The organism is Rathayibacter sp. AY1F2 (assembly GCF_002930885.1).
Taxonomy (GTDB): domain Bacteria; phylum Actinomycetota; class Actinomycetes; order Actinomycetales; family Microbacteriaceae; genus Rathayibacter.
Genome location: NZ_PSVG01000001.1, coordinates 69,203 through 87,123, shown reverse-complemented (window position 1 = coordinate 87,123; position 17,921 = coordinate 69,203). Strand labels below are relative to the sequence as shown.

Here is a 17,921-nt window from a genome sequence, read left to right as displayed (position 1 = left end):
ACCCCGAACCCTACTGGCCGCGGACGACGGGCGGAGGGGCTTGCGGCGGGGCGCTCAGGCCAGCTCGAGCACGTCCAGCGTCCAGGCGTACTCGAACGCGATCTCGCGCCAGCGCTCGTAGCGTCCGCTCACTCCGCCGTGTCCCGCTGTCATCTCGGTGCGCAGCAGCGCGGGAGCGCCGACCTCGCGGAGCCTGGCCACCCACTTCGCCGGCTCCACGTACAGCACCCGGGTGTCGTTGAGGCTCGTCGTCGCGAGGATCCGGGGGTACTGCACGCCCTCGCGGACGTTCTCGTAGGGCGAGTACGACTTCATGTAGGCGTACACCTCGGCGTCGTGCAGCGGGTCGCCCCACTCGTCCCACTCGATCACCGTGAGCGGGAGCGACGGGTCGAGGATCGAGGTGAGCGCGTCGACGAACGGGACCTGCGCGAGGACACCCGCGAACGCCTCCGGGGCGAGGTTCGCGACCGCGCCCATCAGCAGGCCGCCGGCCGACCCTCCCTGCGCGACCAGGCGGGCCGGAGAGGTGAAGCCCGCGTCGACCAGGTGCCGCGCCGCGGAGACGAAGTCGGTGAAGGTCGTCCGCTTCGCCAGCGTCTTCCCGTTCTCGTACCAGGAGCGGCCCATCTCCCCGCCGCCGCGGACGTGCGCGACGGCGAAGACGACGCCGCGGTCGAGCAGCGAGAGGCGCGCGATCGAGAAGCCAGGGTCGATGCTCGCCTCGTACGAGCCGTAGCCGTAGAGGAGGAGCGGCGCGGGGGCCGAGTCCGGATCGGCGGCGTCGCGGCGCCAGACGAGCGAGAGCGGCACCCGCGTGCCGTCCTCCGCCACGGCCCACTCCCTCCTCTGCACGTACAGCGCGGGGTCGTAGTCGCCGAGCACCGGCTGCTGCTTGAGCACCGTGCGCTCGCCCGTCGCGACGTCGAGCGCGAGCACGGTCGAGGGGGTGACGAACGAGGTGTAGGCGAGGCGGAGGGAGGGCTGCTCCCACTCCGGGTTCCCCGCCAGGCCAGCGTCGTAGAGCGGCTCGTCGAAGACGATCTCCTCGAGCCGCGCTCCGGCGCCGTCCTCGCGGAGCAGCCCGAGCCGGGTGGCTCCGTCGGCGCGGTACGAGACGACGACGTGCCCGGCGAAGGCGTCGACGCCCTCGATCCGGCGACCCTCGCGGTGCGGCACCACCACGCGGCGCTCGCGGGCCCGGGCGTCGGCGTCGAGCGACAGGTCGGCCGGCTCCTCGACGATCTCGAAGTCGAGGGCGCCGTCGTTGTGCACGATCAGCAGGCGGTCGTGCCCGTCGACGACCGCGTGCTCGACCTCGTACTCCACGCCCTCTCGGCGCGGCCACACCGAGCGGAAGGAGCCGGTCGGGTCGGACGCGTCCAGCAGCAGGCACTCGCTCGTGATCTTGCTGCCGATCTCGATGACGAGGAAGCGGCGGCTGCGGGTGAGGCTCACGCCGATCCAGTAGCGCTCGTCGGGCTCGGCGAAGACGACCTCGTCCGGGGTCCCGGCGCCGACCTCGTGCCGCCAGATCGTGTCGGGGCGCCAGGACTCGTCGACGGTCGGGTAGAAGACGAAGCGCGCGTCCGCGCCGAAGGTCGCTCCGCCGCCGGTCCCCTCGATGACGTCCGGCAGGTCCTCGCCGGTCTCGAGGTCGCGGATGCGGAGGGTGTAGCGCTCGTCGCCCTCGACGTCGGTGCCGAAGAGCAGCCGTCGGCCGTCCGCCGAGACGTCGAAGCTGCCGAGCGAGAAGAAGTCGTGCCCCTCCGCCTCCGCGTTGCCGTCCAGGACGACCTGCTCGCCCTCGAGCGGACCGCCCTCGGCGATCGACGGCGGCGTCCAGTCGTCCGGCCCGCTGATCGGCGCTCGGCAGTGCACGGCGTACTGGCGGCCCTCGTAGGAGCGCGAGAAGTACCACCAGGAGCCCTCCCGGACGGGGACCGAGAGGTCGGTCTCCTTCGTCCGCGAGCGGATCTCCTCGAACAGGCGCTCGCGCAGCGGAGCGAGAGGAGCCAGCACCGCCTCGGTGTACGCGTTCTCGGCCTCGAGGTGCGCGATCACCTCGGGGCTCTCCTTCTCGCGCAGCCACTCGTAGTGGTCGACCACCACGTCGCCGTGGTGGCGGCGCTCGAGGGGGACGCGGCGGGCGACGGGCGGAACGGGCGCGGTCATCGCTCCAGCCTAGGGCGAGGGCGCCCCTGGCCGCCCGGGGTGCCGCAGCGGCGCCGGGCGTGATCACAATGGAGCATGGCCAGCGGTGCGGAGAACGAGTCGGCGACGTCCCGGGCGGGCGGTGCGCGGAGAGTGCAGACCGAGGTCGAGCGCAAGTACGACGTCGACGCGGGCACCCGGCTGCCCGACCTGACCGGCACCGGGAGCGTCGCGAGCGTCCGCACCGAGGAGCCGGTGACCCTCCGCGCCGAGTACTTCGACACCGCCGAGCGCGCTCTGTCCCGGGCGCGGATCACGCTGCGCCGCCGCGAGGGCGGATCCGACCAGGGCTGGCACGTCAAGCTGCCCGGCTCCTCCGGCCGCACCGAGATCCACGCGGAGCTCACGGCCTCGCGCACGGTCCCGTCCGCCGTCCGCGAGCCGGTGCTCGGGCAGGTGGGGCGCGCGCCGCTCGAGCCGCTGGCGCTGCTCGAGACGGTCCGCTCGATCACCCGCGCCCTCGACTCCCACGGGCGGGAGCTCGCCGAGATCGCCGACGACCTGGTGACCGCGCGCGACCAGCGCACCGGCCGCGAGCGGCGCTGGAGGGAGTGGGAGGTCGAGCTCGTCGACGTCCCTGGGGACGAGGGCGAGCGGGTCCTCGACGCGATCGAGCAGCGCCTCCTCGCCGCGGGCGCCCGCCCGGCCGCCAGCGCCTCCAAGCTCGCCCGGGCCACCGGCGGCCCGATCGAGGAGGCGGTCCCGGATCCGCGGAACGGCGGGGAGGCGGCGCTCGCCGCGGTCCGCTCGCTCCTGCGCGAGCTGCGCGCCGTCGACCCGCGGGTGCGCCTCGAGGCCGACGACGCCCTGCACCGGATGCGCGTGCTCGCGCGCCGGCTCCGGTCCGTCCTCGCCGCCTCCCGCTCCGTGCTCGACCGTGCGGCGACCGACCCCGTGCGGGACGAGCTGCGCTGGCTGGGAGGGGTCCTCGGCGCGGCCCGCGACCAGGAGGTGCTCGCCGAGCGGTTCCGCACCTCCCTGGCGGCCGTCGAGGGCGCCCCGAGCACCCCCACCGCCCTGCTGGAGGAGATCGAGCACCGGCACGCCTCGGCGCTGCGCCGCGTCGACCGCACTCTGCGCGGCGGCCGCTACCTCGCGCTCCTCGCCTCGCTCGACGCCCTGCTCGCGGATCCGCCCCGCACCGCGCGGGCGGGCTCGAGCGCGACGGCGCTGGTGCGCCGCTCCGTCGCGAAGGACCTCGCGCGCATCTCCGCGGCGGGCTCCGCGGCGGCCGGCGGCTCGCTCGAGGCTCGTCACGACCTGCGGAAGGCGGCGAAGCGGCTCCGCTACACCGTGGAGGCGTGGCGGGCGGTCGTCCCCGAGGCCGTCGGCGCCCGGCGCCGCTCGCTCGCCGAGGCGGGCGAGGACCTCGCCGACGCCCTGGGGGAGGAGCGCGACGCGCTCGCCGCCCGTGCGCTGATCCTGAAGGAGGCCGATCGCAGCGGGGAGGGGGCCTTCGCGCTGGGGGTCGTCGCCGCCGAGGAGCGGCACCGCGCCAGGCGGGCCGCGAAGGCCGCGGAGAAGGCGGGGGACCGTCTGGGGTCGCTCTCGCGCTGACCGTGCGGCCCCGCGGTCGCTGTCAAGCCGACGGCCCGGTCACACGGACGAAATCCACGGCGGATAATGTGAATCATGCCTTCCGTCCGTGCTCTTCCGTCACCGCTCCTGCGCCCGCGCCACTTCGACCGCGACGACGTCGTGGTCCATGCCGGCCTGTTCTCGCTGGTGAACTCGAGTACGACGCCCCGCGCGGCCTGGACCGAGGACCTGATCGCCATCGGCGAGGTCCTCGACGCCGCCGAATTCCCCTACCGCCTCATCCGCGGCACCGACGGCTCGCCCTTCCTCGCGGTGGACCGCGTGCTCGGCGCCGAGCTGGCCACGCTGCTGGCGCGTGCCTTCGCGACCGAGCCCTTCTACGCCAAGACGGTCGACAAGCGGGGCACCCCGCCCCAGCTCCTGGCCGAGGGCGTGCTCGCGCCGTACCCGCGCGCCTCCGTCTTCAAGCTCTTCCGCCCGCGCGTCTCCTCGACGGGATCGCTGCGCTACGGCGCCCGCAGCGGCGTCCGCCTCGAGCTGTGGAAGGTGGGCGAGGAGGAGATCATCACTCCCGCCGAGAACGCGCTCATGCGCAACAGCCTCCCCGTCGCCGAAGCCATCGACGCCCACGTCGAGGCGTACGGCCGCACCTGGCCGACGTTCGAGGGCATGTTCGAGCCGCTCGTCAGCGACATCCGCTTCGAGGTGGACATCGTCTTCTCGTGGGTCGACGGCACCGACCTGGAGTTCCAGCGCGCCCGTGCGGCCCGCATGGCGAGCTACGTGGTGGGCGAGGGCGACGACGCTCCGGCGCGCTTCCGCCAGATCGACGAGCTCAAGTACGCCCTGCGCAGCGTCTACATGTACGCGCCGTGGATCCGGCACATCTACATCGTCACCGACTCCCCGCGCCCGCGCTGGCTGGACGAGCACCCGGACGTCACCCTCGTGCGCAGCGAGGACCACTTCCGCGACCTCTCGGTGCTGCCGACGCACAACTCCCACGCGGTCGAGAGCCAGCTGCACCGCATCCCGGGGCTGGCGGAGCACTTCCTCTACTCCAACGACGACATGTTCTTCGGGCGCCCGGTCGACCCGTCGATCTTCTTCTCGCCCGGGGGCATCACGAAGTTCATCGAGGCGACGACGCGCATCGGCATGGGCGACTCCAACGCCTCCCGCAGCGGCTTCGAGAACGCGGCCCGCGTCAACCGGCGCCTGCTCCGCGAGCGCTTCGGCGCGATGACGACCCGTCACCTCGAGCACGCCGCCACGCCGCTCCGCAAGACCGTGATGGCCGAGCTCGAGGCCGAGTTCGAGCCGGAGTTCACCGCGACCGCCGCGAGCCGCTTCCGCTCCGCGAGCGACGTCTCCGTCACCAACTCGCTCTACCACTACTACGCGCTGATGACCGGCCGCGCGGTCGTGCAGGAGAACGCCTCGGTGAAGTACGTCGACACGACGATGCACCAGGGGCTGAAGGACATGCGCAAGCTCCTCAAGAACCGCGGAGTCGACTTCTTCTGCCTCAACGACGGCAGCTTCCCCGAGATCTCGGCGGAGGCGCGCACCAAGGCCGTCATCGGGTTCCTCGAGGAGTACTACCCGATCCCGGCTCCGTGGGAGCGCGAGGTCTGACCGTGGGCTGGGCCGTCGGGGGAGCGGTTGCCGGGCTGCTTCTCGGCCTGGCGAGCTCGCTCGTGTTCCCGGGCATCGGAGTGGGAGCGGGCGTCGGCGTGGGCGTCGCGCTGGCCGCGGCGCTGGCGTTCGCCGGATGGCTGTTCGCGCGGGACCGCGCCGGCGGGCGCTGACACCGCCGGCCGTGTCCGAGGACGCGGTCGACGCGGCGCCCGGAGGCGTCGGGGCGACCCCGACTCCCCGTCGCGTCGCTACGCGCTGACGCCCACCCGCTCCACGAGCGGCGGGTAGAGCTCCTCGTCCCGGGCGACGGGGGCCGCCGTCGCCGCGGCGATCTCGACGCCGTGGTCCGCGAGGATCCGCTGCGTCTCGCTCGCCGAGACGTAGGACACCTCGGTCGAGGCGCCGATCGGCACCACCGAGTGCAGCACCGTGCCGTCGTAGACGTGGATCAGGTTGAACGCCTGGGCGCCGTTGCGGGCGCGGGTCGCGCCCACCGGCACGTTGAGGTCCTGGGTGTAGCAGGTGGCCGACGCGACCGAGACCGGGATGCCGGCGAACATCGCCGTCGACGAGTAGTGCAGGTGGCCCGCGATGATGCTGCGGACGTCGGAGCCCTCGAGCACCTCCGCGAGGGCGGGCTGGTCGCGCAGCTCCACGAGGACCGAGAGGTCGAGCACGCTCGGCACCGGCGGGTGGTGCAGCGCGAGGATCGTGCCGTGCGGGGCCGGGCTGGAGAGCTCCTCCGCCAGCCAGTCGAGCTGCGCGTCCGAGATCTCGCCGTAGTGGGCGCCGGGCACGGTGGAGTCCAGCGCGATGATCCGGAGCCCGTTGACGTCGTGCACGCGGTCGACCGGCTGCGTGGTCGGGAGCTGGTCGAGCAACCCCGAGCGGAACGCGCCGCGGTCGTCGTGGTTGCCCATCACCCAGATCACCCCGGCGCCGAGGCGTGCGGCTGCGGGCTCGACGACGGCGCGCAGCTTCGCGTACGCCTCCGGCTCGCCCTTGTCGGCGAGATCACCCGTGATGACGATGGCCTCCGGACGTCCGCCGGACGCCTCCAGCTCGTCGAACAGGAGCCGCAGCTGGGCCTCGCTGTCGACGTCGGAGCCGTACAGGCCGCCGTCTCCGGCGATGAAGTGGGTGTCGCTCAGGTGAAGGATGAAGTGGTTGGGCCGGGGGTACTCGGCCTGGCGGAGGGACATGATCCTCGGGTTCCACGATCGGCGGGAGCCGGATCACGCGACCCGGCGTCGGCACTTGCGCACTGCTCCAGCGGAGGCGACCCCGCTGAGACCAGTCCATCATCGCGGGGTGAACTCCGGGCCAACACCGGTCGGCGCGTCATCGAACGGTTCTCCCAGGTTGCCGGTCGCTGCGCGGTCCTCCCGGACCCCGGAGGACCGCCGCGATCAGAGCCGGGCGAGCAGCCGCGCGTAGAACTCGATGGCGCGCTCGAACTGGTCGGCCTCGACCGACTCGTCGACCCCGTGGATCCCGAGCTGCTGCCGCGGGCTGATCTCGAACGGGATGAAGCGGTAGACGTGGTCGCTGATGGCGTGGAAGTGCCGGGCGTCGCTGCCGCCGGTCTGCACGTAGGGGGCGACGACCGCGTCCGGGAACGACTCCTGGACGACCGCGCGGAGCAGGTCGTACGGCCCGCCGTCGCCGGGCTCGCCCGTGGGGGAGACGGGGGAGGGCTCGTGGGCGACCTTCACCTCGACCTCGACCTCCGGGTCGTCGATGACGGCGCGGATGCGCTCGACCACGCCCGCCACGGTGCCGCCCGGGTTGATCCGCACGTTCGCGGTGGCGCTGGCGCTGGAGGCGAGGACGTTCGCCCCGGTGCTGCCGCGCAGCTCGGTGATCGCGACCGTCGTCCGCAGCATCGCGGCCGAGCGGTTGGAGTGGGCGGCGAGCGCGCCGACGACGGCGTCCGGGTGCTCGTGCGGGCGGGCGTACCAGACGGCGTGGGCCGCGTCCGCGTGGTCGGCCGCCGCGCGCACCAGCTGGGCGATCGGCTCCGGGAGGGTCGAGGGGAACGGGTTCTCGGTCAAGCGGTGGATCGCCCTCGCGAGCCGCTGGGTGGCGAGCAGCCCGGGCGGGGGCGGCGGAGCGGAGGCGTGGCCGCCGACGTCGCGGCAGGTCAGCTCGAGGTTCATGATCCCGCGCTCGGTGACGCCGATCACGGCGAGGGGGGTCGTGACTCCGGGCAGGATGCCGCGCCGCACGTTCCCGCCCTCGTCGAGCACGAGGCGCGGGCGGACCCCGCGCGCGCCGAGCAGGGCGACGACCGAGGGGGCGCCGTCGCCCGCCGTCTCCTCGTTGTGCGTGGAGAGGAGGTACACGTCGTGCCGGGGCCGCTCGCCCCGCAGGACGGCCGCCTCGACCGCCTCGAGGAGGGCGACGAGGGAGCCCTTGTCGTCGAGGGCGCCGCGCGCCACGACGGAGGTGCGGCCGTCCGCGGCGACGACCGTCTCGGCCGCGAACGGGTCGTGCGACCACTCCGCCGCCGTCACGCTGACCACGTCGTAGTGGGCCATCAGCACGGCCGGCTCGCCCGGCTCCTCGCCCCGCCAGCGCCAGAGGAGGGAGTGGCCGGCGACCGTCTCGGACTCCAGCGCCGCGTGCAGCGCCGGGTAGAGCTCGGCGACGAGCTCCCGGAAGGCGTGGAAGCGGCTCCAGTCGGTCGCCGACTCGTCCGAGTGGGACACGGTGTCGACGCGCAGCAGGGCCTGGAAGCGCTCGAGCGCGGTCGTCGTCACCGGGCTAGCCTACGACGGCGGTGCCGGGCCCCCGGCCCGCCGGAGCGGAGGTGCGCGGTGGGGCTGCCCGAGGTCTGCGTCGTCTACGTCCTCCGCGACGGCCCGCGGGGCGCGGAGGTGCTGCTCGGCCGGAAGCGCCGCGGCCTCGGCGAGGGGCGCGTGGTCGCTCCCGGCGGCAAGCTCGAGCCCGGCGAGTCGCCCGTCGCCGCCGCCGTCCGCGAACTGCAGGAGGAGGCCGGGCTCGTCGCCCGAGCGGCCGATCTGGAGCCGCGCGGCGTGCTCGACTACTCCTTCCCGCACCGGCCGGCCTGGAGCCAGCGCTCGCACGTCTTCCTCTGCCGCCGCGTCACCGGCGAGGTCACCGAGTCGAGCGAGCTCGCCGCCGCCTTCGTCCCGGTCGAGGAGGTGCCGTTCGAGCGGATGTGGGATGACGCCCGCCTCTGGCTGCCGGGCGTGCTGCGCGGGGGCGCGCCCGTGCGCCTCCGGGTCGAGTTCGGCGCCGACCTCGCGAGCGTGGCCTCGTGGGGGCCGGCCGACGCTCAGACGAACGTTCCCGCCACCAGCAGCGCCAGCAGCGAGATCACCGAGGCGATCGAGAGCGTCAGCGAGTAGGCGGTGAACGTGCCCCGCACGGTGAGGCCGAGCACGGACTTGAAGAGCCAGAACGCGTTGGCGTTGACCATCCCGAGGAAGAGCGCGCCGGAGCCGGCGGCCAGGGCGATCAGCGCCGGGTTCACGTCGAGCACGGGGATCAGCGGGGCGACGATGCCGACCGCGGTGATCGCGGCCGTCGAGACCGAGCCGATCGCCGCGTGCAGCACGGCCGCGACGACCCAGGTGAGCAGGATCGGCGAGAGGGCCCGCCCGTCGAAGGCGCCGGCGAGCGCGTCGCCGACCCCGGTTCCTCCGACCACGGCGGCGAGGCTGCCGCTGACCCCGGTCAGGACGACGATCGGGCCGCTGCGGGTCAGTGCTCCGCCCAGTGCCGTGGCCACGGCGCCCTTCGGGAGCGTCCGCAGTGCCGTCGCGTAGGCCAGCACCAAGCCGGCCAGCAGCGCGATGTGCGCGTCGCCGAGGAACCGCAGGAGGGGGACGTCGAGCTCGGCCAGCTGGGTGAGCGAGTTCGCGGCGATCAGCACGATGGTGAGGGCGATCGGAGCGACGGCCAGCGCGAGCGGCACCCGCCGCGTCGCGAGCGCCGTGCCTCCCGTGGCCGCGCCCGCCTCGGGCTCGAGAGCGGGCCCCGGGACCGCCCCGCCCTCGAGGTCGCGCTCGTCCCGCCAGCCGCCGCGCTTCACCAGGGCGCTGTACACCAGCACGGTCAGCACGATGGTGACGATGCCCAGCGGGGCGCCGATGGCGACCATCGACGGCAGGGGAGCGCCCGCGATGCCTGCCGTGGCCAGCGCGGCGGCTCCGGGGACGACGAAGACCACGCCCACGATCATCCCGACGATGGAGGAGCCGGCCAGCAGCCCGTAGCCACCGGCACCGAGCCCCCGCGAGGCCAGACGAGTCAGCGGTGCGCTCATCACGACCAGCACGTCGGAGTAGATCGAGGGGAAGGCGACGCCCAGGGTCAGCGCGTAGGCGACCGGGAGCGCGCGCCGACCGAAGCGCTTCACGAGCCAGCGGGCGAGCAGCGGGGCCACGCCCAGCGCCTCCAGGAGCGATCCGAGCAGCAGGCCGAGCGCGATCAGCAGGCCGATGTCGCCGAGGACCGCGCCGAATCCGGACGTCATCGCGGTCACCGTCCCCTCGCCGCCCTGCCCCGAGACGAGGCCGAGCCCGAGGGCCGAGACGAGGAGGGCGATCACCGGCTCGACCTTCAGCACGACGATCAGGACCACGACGGCCACGATCGTGAGCAGGATGAGGAGCACGGGCCAGTAGTCGGTCATGGGCGGTCCTTCTGTCGAGGAGCGGGAGGGCCCGGAGACCGGGTCGCCGCGAGCCGTCCAGCCCCGGCCGTGGTGCGCCGCCAGACGGACGATCGCGCGGATCCGCGGAGCCGGGAGAACGCCGCGGAGATGCGGCGCGTCAGCGGAACATACCGATCCCCGACCCTGCTCCCCGACGTCGACGACTTCCTTCGTCATGCAGCGTCGCGAACACGCGGGCCGGATGCGCACCCTGCTACTTTCACCGGGCAGACGTCCTCGGGGGGAGGACGCAGCCGCATCTCTCCTCCGTGGTCACCCGCATCCGGACGGCCTCCGCCGTCCGACCCGCCAGGCGCCCTCCGTGGGGCGCCGCCGTCAGCGGGCCACACGACAGCGACGCGATCCGGCCCCGCCCGGACGCGCCCGAGCGCAGCAGGAGCACTACCCATGACGGCACAGATCATCGACGCGACCGATCTCGACGAGCTCCGGCGCGTCGGGCAGGAGCTCCGCGAGGGCGCGACCGTCATCGCGCAGACCGACACGAACTACGGCGTGTTCGCCAGCCCCTTCTCGCGCAGCGCCTGCTTCCGCCTCTACGACATGAAGAAGCGGGACGGCGCGAAGCCGCTCACCCTCTTCGTCTCCGCGCCCCGCGACTGGGCGACCTGGGCCTTCGCCCCGGAGACGGCCGACATGGACGCGCTCGTCGCAGCGTTCTGGCCGGGGCCGCTGAACGTCATCCTGCGCCGCAAGCCCGTCGTCCCGGACTGGGTCACCTCGGGCCAGGACACGGTGTCGGTCGTGCACAACCTCAGCGCCCCGATCAACCTGCTCTCGATATTCGCGGGCCTGCCGCTCGCGGCCACCTCCGCCAACATCAGCGGCACGGTGTCGACCGGACTCGTCGACTTCGACCTCGCCGCGGAGCACCTCGGCGGCGACAGCGACTACCTGATCCGCAGCACCACCGCCCCCGACTCCACGATGAGCAGCACGATCGTCTCCCTCGTGGGCGGCGCGTCGATCGTCCGTCAGGGCGACGTGGGCGCCGACGCACTGCGCGTCGTCGTGCCCTCCCTTGTCTGACCTCGGGCGCGGGGACGCCCCGCGCGGCCGCAGCGCCGCCGGGCTGATCACGGTCTACCGGATCGTCTCGCGCGCCTACTTCCACCTGCCCGTGGTCGCGGTGTTCCTGCTGGCGCGGGGCTACCCGATCCTGGCCGTGGCGCTGCTGCTGGCGCTCTACGGAGTGGTGGCGGCGCTCGCCGACGGCCCGCTCTCGCCGCTCACACGCCGCCTGTCCTCGGCGGGCGCGCTCGTCGTCGGCGAGGGCGTGAAGGCACTGGGCCTCGTCGTGATCGTGCTGGACGCGGATCCGGTCGCCGTCGTGATCAGCCAGCTGCTCGCCGGCTGCGGCTTCTCGCTGACGGCCGGGCGGGACGCCGCGCTGGCCTCCTCGCTGCGCGCCGGAGCCGATGCTCGCCGCCAGGAGACGCGGGTGCAGAGCGGAATGTTCCTCGCCTCCTTCGGCGCGGGAGTGCTCGGGGCCGCCTCGCTCGCGCTCTGGGACCGGCTGCCGTTCCTCCTCAGCGCGCTCGTGTCGTGCGCCGCGCTGGCCGTGGTGCTCCTTGCCCGCCTGCCGCTCGGCGCGAACGCCGCCTCGGGAGTGGCGGCGCGCGCCGTGCGGCCGGCCGTCCTGCCCGCCGCGGTGCGCTTCTGGTCCCTCTACTACTCCGTGAACCGCGCCGTCCTGCTCGCCGCTTACACCTTCGTGATCCCGCTGCTGCTGTTCCAGGAGCTGCGTCTGACGCTGCCCGCGTTCGGCCTGGTGCTCGGCCTCTACACGCTCGCCGGCCTGGCCGCCGCCCGGCTCTCGCCGCTCATCGCCGGCACGCCCCTGGTCTTCCGGCTGACGGCGCTCACCCAGGTGCTGGGCCTCGCCCTGACCACCCTCGGGGTGCTCGGCGCCGCGATCGCCGGCCTGGCCCTGCTCGGGATCGCGGGCGGCTTCGTGCGGCCCGCGACGATGATCGCCCTGGCGCCGGCGATGAACGGGCTCGAGGACGGCGCCCGGGTCGCGGTGATGCGCGGACTGGAGCGCAACCAGGGGATCCTCCAGGCCGTCCTGCTCGTCGGCGCCGGGATACTCGTCCCCCTCACGGGAGGGACCGCGCCGACCCTCATCGTCCTCGTCGTCCTCGCGGTCCTCGCGCAGACGATCGGGGCCGTCTCGATGCGACGACAGGAGAGGAGGGCCGTCACCGCGGAAGCGGAGTGACAGAGGAAGTCCGGGACGAGCCCGCCGGCGGCGTCCCTCATCCACGTGCAAGGAGTGAAGCAATGCAGCCCATCTACACGTTGTCCGATTCCGACAGATCGACCCTCCAGCAGTCGCTGCTGGCGGTCGCCATCGACCCCTACAAGGACTACGACCGCTTCCGCGACGCGATCGCCGCGCTGATCGACAGCGGCGACGTCCCGCAGGGCTTCGTCGACGCGCTCGCCCGCATCCGGCGCGAGCGCGACGAGAAGATCACCTACGCGCACCTGATCTCGAACAACCCGGTCGACGACGAGATCCCCTGGCTCGACCAGGACGACGCGCTCGAGGACAAGTACCGCAAGAAGCTGACGTTCGTCGGCGAGGGCCTGCTCGAGCTGCAGTCGCAGTACCTCGGCTCGCCGCTGCTCGCGTACGCCACCCGCAACAACGGCGACTTCTTCCAGGACGTCTACGCCGACAACCGCTTCTCGAACACCCAGACGCAGAAGACCGACGGCGAGCTGTACTGGCACAACGAGCGGACCGCGCACCCGGTGCGCGCCGACTTCATCTCGCTCCTGGGACTGCGCACGCCCGAGACCGACCTCGTCTACACGAAGTACGTCGACGGCCGCGAGATCCTGCGCTTCATCTCACCCGAGAACCAGGCGCTCCTGCGCGAGGCGGTCTACATCACCCCGTTCGACGAGCTCTCGCGCGCCCAGAACAAGAACCAGATCGTGTCGGACCAGCACGCTCTGCTCGAGAACGAGCACAGCTTCCGCTACTACGACACCCGGACGGTGCCGGCCGACCCGGACGACCTGCCGCACCTGTGGGCGCTCTGGCAGTTCCGCGATGCGCTCTCGAAGGTCAGCGAGCAGTACCACCGGATCCGCGACGCGGACCTGCTGATCATCGCGAACCAGGACGGCCTGCACAGCCGTCAGCTCGTCGACGTCCAGGACCGCGACAAGACCCGCTTCCGCTGGCTGCTGAAGACGTACTCGTTCCGCGACGCGGCGACCGCGGACCGCCACTCCGACTACTGGCTCGACGGCGTCCGCGGCCGAGTCACCGACTGAGAGAGAAGGAGAACAACATGACCGATCTGACCAGGAGCACGCCCCCGCACCCGCTCGACTTCCTGCCCGCGACGGCGCCCCTGGAGGTGTCCAGCGACGACGTGACCGACGGCGAGCGGCTCGCCGAGGCCCAGGGGAGCGGCGACACCAGCCCGTCCCTGCGCTGGAGCGCCGGCCCCGAGGGCACGCAGTCGTACGCCGTGACCGTGTTCGACCCCGATGCGCCGACCCTCGGCGGCATCCACCACTGGGTCCTGGTCGACATCCCGAAGGAGGTCACCGAGCTGGCCGCCGGCTCGACGGAAGTGGGGCGCCCGGCGCTCAACGACCTCGGGTCGCTCGCCTACGCCGGTGCGGCCCCGCCGCCCGGTGACCGCCCGCACCGCTACCTCTTCACGGTGCACGCGCTCGGAGTGCCGACGCTGCCGGTCGACGAGTCGACTCCGGCCTCGCTGGTCGGCTTCCATCTGACCGTCAACACGCTCGCGCGAGGCTCGCTCACGGCCCTCGCCTGAGCCGTCCCGTCGGCGCGCGCGGCGCGGACGGGCGCGCACCGGGCACCGGAGTCGATCCGGAGCCCGGTGCGCGTCCGTTCGCGGCATCACCGCCGCGGACGACGGGAGGCGATCCGCTAGGCTTCCGCTCGGCCGGGGCCCCGCCCATGGCGTCTCTGGACACCACGAAAGGGAAAGAATGACCAGCACGACGGTGATCGAATGGCGTGAGCAGGCTCCTGCGGAAGCGGTGGACGCGCTCTACGCCCCCGGTGGACTGGTCGTCTGCGCGACCAAGGTCGGCTACATCCTGATGACGACCGACGGAGCGGGCCTCGAGCGCAAGTTCTCGGCCAAGCAACGCAACCGCAACAAGCCGGGCGTCGTGCTCTGCTCCAGCATCGAGCAGCTCACCGAGCTCGCCGAGCTCAACGAGGAGGTCCTCGCCTTCTACCAGAAGCACTGGGACCAGGACGTCCTGCTCGGCTGCATCCTCCCGTGGAAGGCCGAGGCCGTCGACCTGATCGACGAGGACGCCCGCGAGCTGGTCCGCGACGGACGGGGCACCAGCTGCTTCGTCATCCGCTTCGGCCGCCCGGCCGAGCAGCTGGTCGCCACCATGTGGGAGCGCGACCGCACCCTCACCTTCGCCAGCTCGGCCAACCCCTCGGGCGTGGGCAACCGCGGCCGCGTCGCGAACATCGGCGAGCGGATCGAGAACGAGGCCGACGTCATCGTCTCGGCCGACTCCTACGTCTCCTCGATCCAGCCGGACAAGGACGAGGACTCCCGCCACGAGCAGGGCGTCATGGTCTCGATGGTGGACGCCTCGGGCGCCCTCATCCCCGTGCAGGGCGGCGAGCGCTCGATCACCCCGGGCCCCGTGCTGATCCGCCGCGGCCTCGACTACGAGCGCATCATGCTGAACCTCGCCGAGCAGTTCAACTCCTGGGACTACCGCCAGGGCGAGTACTACTGATCCGGTAGCGGATCGCGACGACGGCCGGGCCGGGGCTCGCCCCCGACCCGGCCGTCGTCGTCCCCGGCGTCAGAGCTCGAGCACGTCGCCGGGCTCGAGCGCGTGGTACTCCCCGCCCCCCTCGCGCACGGCCCAGCCGAGCCGGTCGTGGCCGAGCGCGCGTCCCGCCTCCGAGAGGACCTGCTCGTGGGTCGCGAAGGCGTGCCGCGGCGCGATCTCGAGCACGTAGTCCATCGCCTCGGCGATCTTCATCCACGGCGCGCCCGACGGGGCCGCGAGGACCTCGACGTCGACGCCCTCGGGGACGGTGAAGGAGTCGCCGGCGTAGTAGACGCGGCCGTCGACGAGGACGCCGACGTTGTCGATGACGGGGATGCTCCGGTGGATCACCGCGTGGCGGGCGCCGAAGAAGCGCAGCTCGAACGGGCCGACCGTCACCAGGTCGCCGTCGGCGACCGTCTCGACGTCGAAGCCCTCGGCGGCGGCGGCGACCCCGGCCGGGCCGAGGATCCGCAGCGACGGGGCCGCGTCGCGCAGGCGCTGCAGCTGCTCCGGGGTCCAGTGGTCGGTGTGCTCGTGGGTGAGCACCACGGCGACGGTGTCGGTCGTCCCCTCGACGGGCCGGGTGAAGGACCCCGGATCGATCACCAGCCGGGCGCCGTCCTCCTCGATCAGGACGGCGGCGTGCTCGAGTTTCGTCAGTCTCATGCCCCGAGCCAACCGCCTCGGCGGGCGGCGGGCAAGGCCGGGGCCGAGCGGAGACCGGATGGGCCGGGCGCTCGATTTGCGTCGATGCGGATCCGTGTGCAACACTCTTCGAGTTGCAAAAACGCGGCCCCATCGTTTAGCGGCCTAGGACGTCGCCCTCTCACGGCGGTAACGCGGGTTCAAATCCCGCTGGGGTCACCACGGCAACACGAGAAGAACCCCCGGTCTGACCGGGGGTTCTTCTCGTTTAACACCCGGGTGCTCGCCACGCGGCACCCGCTCGACGCATCGCGCCGATCGCCTCGTTCCCGCTCCGCCTCCCCGGGGCCGCATCCCGCCGGATCGGCGCTAGGATCGCATCCGCGAAGGGGAGTATCCCGCCTTTCCGCTCCCGTCAGTACGCACCGCCCCTGCGCGGCGCCGGGGGCGGGACGGGTGACGCGGACCGGCACGGCCGTCCGCTCCCCGGGGAGAGACTTTCGGCCCCCACCCACTCGGAAGGCCCTCATGCTCGATCTGCCCGTCTGGTTCGTGATCGGCTCGTTCGTCGTCCTGAGCCTGATCCTCGCCGCCGACCTGCTGCTGGTCTACAAGCGCCCGCACGTGCCGAGCCTGAAGGAGTCGGGGCTGTGGGTCGGCTTCTACGTGTCGCTGGCGCTCGTGTTCGCGCTGCTGATGCTGATCCTCGGCGGCGGCGAGCTGGCCGGCCAGTTCGTCGCAGGCTGGCTGACCGAGTACAGCCTCTCGGTCGACAACCTGTTCGTCTTCGTCATCATCATGGGCCGCTTCGCGGTGCCGGCGAAGCTCCAGCAGGAGGTGCTGATGGTGGGCATCATCATCGCGCTGGTCTTCCGCGGCGTCTTCATCCTGCTCGGCGCGCAGCTCATCGAGAGCTTCAGCTGGATCTTCTACCTCTTCGGCGCGTTCCTGGTCTACACGGCCTGGAACCAGGCGTTCGGCGCGGAGGACGAGGACGAGGGCACCGACAACCTGCTCATCCGGCTCCTGCGCCGCCGCGTCAAGATCTCGGACTCGTTCGACGGCTCCAGGATTCGCACCACGATCGACGGCACGCGCCACTTCACGCCGATGCTGATCGTGTTCCTCGCGATCGGCTCGACCGACCTGCTCTTCGCGCTCGACTCGATCCCGGCGATCTTCGGCATCACCGAGAGCCCCTTCATCGTGTTCACCGCGAACGTCTTCGCGCTGATGGGGCTCCGCCAGCTCTACTTCCTGCTCGGCGGGCTGATCGACAAGCTCGATTACCTCAAGTACGGGATCGCGTTCATCCTCGCCTTCATCGGCGTGAAGCTCGTCCTGCACGCCCTGCACGAGAACGACCTGCCCTTCCTCAACGGGGGCGAGCCGGTGCCGGTGTGGGACATCGACACGATCACCTCGCTCGTGGTCATCCTGCTGAGCATGACCGTGGCGACGCTGGCGAGCCTGGCGAAGATGCGCCGCGAGCACCGCCACATCCAGCTGCACGACGGGCACCCCGAGGTCGTCGCGGACGACGCCCGGTCCTCCGCCGAGGAGAAGTGATCCCGCGATGACGACGACCACGGTCGACCTGCCCCAGGGGGCGCTGCGGCTCGCCGTCAGCAGCAGCACCGACGTCGGCGCCGTCCGCCGCGTCAACGAGGACGCCCTCCTCGCCGACGAGCTGCTCCTGGCAGTCGCGGACGGGATGGGCGGGCACGCACGAGGGGACCTCGCGAGCGCAGCCGCCGTCGAGGCGCTGCGCGAGAACCGGCCGACGAGCCTGGGTCCGGTGGACGCGGTGTTCGACCTGGTGGAGGGCGCCAACACGGCCGTGCGCGCGCTCGACGTGGGCGGTGCGCTCTGCGGCACGACGCTGACCGGGCTGATGCTCGTGCTCCCCGAGCCCGCGGGCCCGGCCCGCTGGGCGCTGTTCAACGTCGGGGACTCCCGCGTCTACCGCTGGGACGGTGCCGAACTCCAGCAGCTGACGGTGGACCACTCCGCCGTGCAGGAGCTCGTCTCGGCCGGCCTGCTCACCCCCGAGTCGGCGGAGTCGCATCCCGACCGCAACATCGTCACCCGCGCCCTCGGCGCCGACGAGGAGGTCGAGACGGACGTCTGGACGCTGCCCGTCGTGCCGCGCGCCAGCTACCTGCTCTGCTCCGACGGGCTGACGAAGGAGCTCTCCGACCAGCGGATCGCCGCCCTGTTCGCCCGCCGCGACTCCGGCGACCCTGCAGACCTCGCTCAGGCGCTCGTGCGTGCGGCGGTCGAGGCCGGCGGACGGGACAACGTCACCGTCGTCGTCGTCGACGCCGTGCTCGACGCCCGCGCCTGAGCCGGGCGACTCCGTGCCTCGCCC

At 72.6% G+C, this 17,921-nt stretch carries 16 protein-coding genes and 1 tRNA gene; 12 read left to right on the top strand and 5 right to left on the bottom strand.

The window, feature by feature from the left end; all coding sequences use genetic code 11:
- Positions 1-54: 54 nt before the first annotated feature.
- Positions 55-2,175 carry a S9 family peptidase gene (locus tag C5C54_RS00385; protein ID WP_104287574.1) on the bottom strand — a complete coding sequence of 707 codons (2,121 nt, stop codon included), beginning with the start codon at positions 2,173-2,175 and terminating at the stop codon, positions 55-57.
- A 75-nt stretch (positions 2,176-2,250) separates the two neighbouring features.
- Between C5C54_RS00385 and C5C54_RS00380 the strand changes: the two genes are divergently transcribed.
- The 3 genes from C5C54_RS00380 (at position 2,251) to C5C54_RS17530 (ending at position 5,564) form a co-directional block, all read left to right on the top strand.
- Positions 2,251-3,771, top strand: coding sequence for a CYTH and CHAD domain-containing protein (locus C5C54_RS00380; protein WP_104268503.1), 1,521 nt, complete (start codon positions 2,251-2,253; stop codon positions 3,769-3,771).
- Between the two features lie 75 nt (positions 3,772-3,846).
- A complete protein-coding gene (locus C5C54_RS00375; RefSeq protein ID WP_104225612.1) occupies positions 3,847-5,391 on the top strand; it encodes a stealth family protein in 1,545 nt (514 codons plus the stop codon).
- A complete protein-coding gene (locus tag C5C54_RS17530; RefSeq protein ID WP_104237889.1) occupies positions 5,373-5,564 on the top strand; it encodes a hypothetical protein in 192 nt (63 codons plus the stop codon). Before C5C54_RS00375 ends, C5C54_RS17530 begins: the two co-directional genes overlap by 19 nt.
- 78 nt (positions 5,565-5,642) lie before the next feature.
- On the opposite strand, the gene C5C54_RS00370 is transcribed toward C5C54_RS17530, so the two are convergent.
- On the bottom strand, positions 5,643-6,596 hold the full coding sequence (locus C5C54_RS00370; RefSeq protein ID WP_104287573.1) for a phosphodiesterase: 954 nt from the start codon (positions 6,594-6,596) through the stop codon (positions 5,643-5,645).
- A gap of 207 nt (positions 6,597-6,803) precedes the next feature.
- Positions 6,804-8,156: a M20/M25/M40 family metallo-hydrolase gene (locus C5C54_RS00365; RefSeq protein ID WP_104287572.1), complete on the bottom strand. Its 1,353-nt coding sequence runs from the start codon at positions 8,154-8,156 to the stop codon at positions 6,804-6,806.
- A 57-nt stretch (positions 8,157-8,213) separates the two neighbouring features.
- On the opposite strand from C5C54_RS00365, the gene C5C54_RS00360 reads away from it, so the two are divergent.
- Entirely contained in the window at positions 8,214-8,768 is a 555-nt protein-coding gene (locus tag C5C54_RS00360) for an 8-oxo-dGTP diphosphatase (protein WP_181072714.1), read from the top strand.
- Here the strand turns inward: C5C54_RS00360 and C5C54_RS00355 are convergent.
- Positions 8,696-10,057, bottom strand: a complete 1,362-nt coding sequence (locus tag C5C54_RS00355; protein ID WP_181028702.1) for a GntP family permease — start codon at positions 10,055-10,057, stop codon at positions 8,696-8,698. The two genes, C5C54_RS00360 and C5C54_RS00355, sit on opposite strands and share 73 nt — an antisense overlap.
- 429 nt (positions 10,058-10,486) lie before the next feature.
- On the opposite strand from C5C54_RS00355, the gene C5C54_RS00350 reads away from it, so the two are divergent.
- From C5C54_RS00350 to C5C54_RS00330, 5 genes are all read left to right on the top strand, one after another.
- Entirely contained in the window at positions 10,487-11,128 is a 642-nt protein-coding gene (locus C5C54_RS00350) for an L-threonylcarbamoyladenylate synthase (RefSeq protein ID WP_104225616.1), read from the top strand.
- Positions 11,121-12,320, top strand: a complete 1,200-nt coding sequence (locus C5C54_RS00345; RefSeq protein ID WP_104287570.1) for a hypothetical protein — start codon at positions 11,121-11,123, stop codon at positions 12,318-12,320. Before C5C54_RS00350 ends, C5C54_RS00345 begins: the two co-directional genes overlap by 8 nt.
- Positions 12,321-12,382: 62 nt before the next feature.
- Positions 12,383-13,390 (top strand): TauD/TfdA family dioxygenase, encoded by a 1,008-nt coding sequence (locus C5C54_RS00340; RefSeq protein ID WP_104287569.1) that lies wholly within the window; start codon positions 12,383-12,385, stop codon positions 13,388-13,390.
- A gap of 17 nt (positions 13,391-13,407) precedes the next feature.
- The gene (locus C5C54_RS00335; protein WP_104223083.1) at positions 13,408-13,905 is read left to right on the top strand and encodes a YbhB/YbcL family Raf kinase inhibitor-like protein; all 498 of its coding nucleotides are present in this window, start codon (positions 13,408-13,410) and stop codon (positions 13,903-13,905) included.
- A 178-nt stretch (positions 13,906-14,083) separates the two neighbouring features.
- Positions 14,084-14,863: an L-threonylcarbamoyladenylate synthase gene (locus C5C54_RS00330; RefSeq protein WP_104223084.1), complete on the top strand. Its 780-nt coding sequence runs from the start codon at positions 14,084-14,086 to the stop codon at positions 14,861-14,863.
- A gap of 69 nt (positions 14,864-14,932) precedes the next feature.
- Here C5C54_RS00330 and C5C54_RS00325 read toward each other — a convergent pair whose 3' ends face one another.
- Positions 14,933-15,571: an MBL fold metallo-hydrolase gene (locus C5C54_RS00325; RefSeq protein WP_104287568.1), complete on the bottom strand. Its 639-nt coding sequence runs from the start codon at positions 15,569-15,571 to the stop codon at positions 14,933-14,935.
- A 125-nt stretch (positions 15,572-15,696) separates the two neighbouring features.
- On the opposite strand from C5C54_RS00325, the gene C5C54_RS00320 reads away from it, so the two are divergent.
- From C5C54_RS00320 to C5C54_RS00310, 3 genes are all read left to right on the top strand, one after another.
- A tRNA-Glu gene (locus C5C54_RS00320) sits at positions 15,697-15,772 on the top strand.
- A 306-nt stretch (positions 15,773-16,078) separates the two neighbouring features.
- A complete protein-coding gene (locus tag C5C54_RS00315; RefSeq protein WP_104287567.1) occupies positions 16,079-17,119 on the top strand; it encodes a TerC family protein in 1,041 nt (346 codons plus the stop codon).
- 7 nt (positions 17,120-17,126) lie between these two features.
- Complete coding sequence (locus tag C5C54_RS00310; protein ID WP_104223087.1) at positions 17,127-17,897, top strand: PP2C family serine/threonine-protein phosphatase; 771 nt, start codon at positions 17,127-17,129, stop codon at positions 17,895-17,897.
- Positions 17,898-17,921: the final 24 nt, after the last annotated feature.

Excerpts from the sequence above, each read along its gene's own strand:
- C5C54_RS00375 (WP_104225612.1), top strand. The coding sequence starts at position 3,847 with ATGCCTTCCGTCCGTGCTCTTCCGTCACCGCTCCTGCGCCCGCGCCAC.
- C5C54_RS00380 (WP_104268503.1), top strand. The coding sequence starts at position 2,251 with ATGGCCAGCGGTGCGGAGAACGAGTCGGCGACGTCCCGGGCGGGCGGT.
- C5C54_RS00340 (WP_104287569.1), top strand. The coding sequence starts at position 12,383 with ATGCAGCCCATCTACACGTTGTCCGATTCCGACAGATCGACCCTCCAG.
- C5C54_RS00385 (WP_104287574.1), bottom strand. The coding sequence starts at position 2,175 with ATGACCGCGCCCGTTCCGCCCGTCGCCCGCCGCGTCCCCCTCGAGCGC.
- C5C54_RS00350 (WP_104225616.1), top strand. The coding sequence starts at position 10,487 with ATGACGGCACAGATCATCGACGCGACCGATCTCGACGAGCTCCGGCGC.
- C5C54_RS00355 (WP_181028702.1), bottom strand. The coding sequence starts at position 10,057 with ATGACCGACTACTGGCCCGTGCTCCTCATCCTGCTCACGATCGTGGCC.
- C5C54_RS00310 (WP_104223087.1), top strand. The coding sequence starts at position 17,127 with ATGACGACGACCACGGTCGACCTGCCCCAGGGGGCGCTGCGGCTCGCC.
- C5C54_RS00315 (WP_104287567.1), top strand. The coding sequence starts at position 16,079 with ATGCTCGATCTGCCCGTCTGGTTCGTGATCGGCTCGTTCGTCGTCCTG.
- C5C54_RS00370 (WP_104287573.1), bottom strand. The coding sequence starts at position 6,596 with ATGTCCCTCCGCCAGGCCGAGTACCCCCGGCCCAACCACTTCATCCTT.
- C5C54_RS00335 (WP_104223083.1), top strand. The coding sequence starts at position 13,408 with ATGACCGATCTGACCAGGAGCACGCCCCCGCACCCGCTCGACTTCCTG.
- C5C54_RS00325 (WP_104287568.1), bottom strand. The coding sequence starts at position 15,571 with ATGAGACTGACGAAACTCGAGCACGCCGCCGTCCTGATCGAGGAGGAC.
- C5C54_RS00330 (WP_104223084.1), top strand. The coding sequence starts at position 14,084 with ATGACCAGCACGACGGTGATCGAATGGCGTGAGCAGGCTCCTGCGGAA.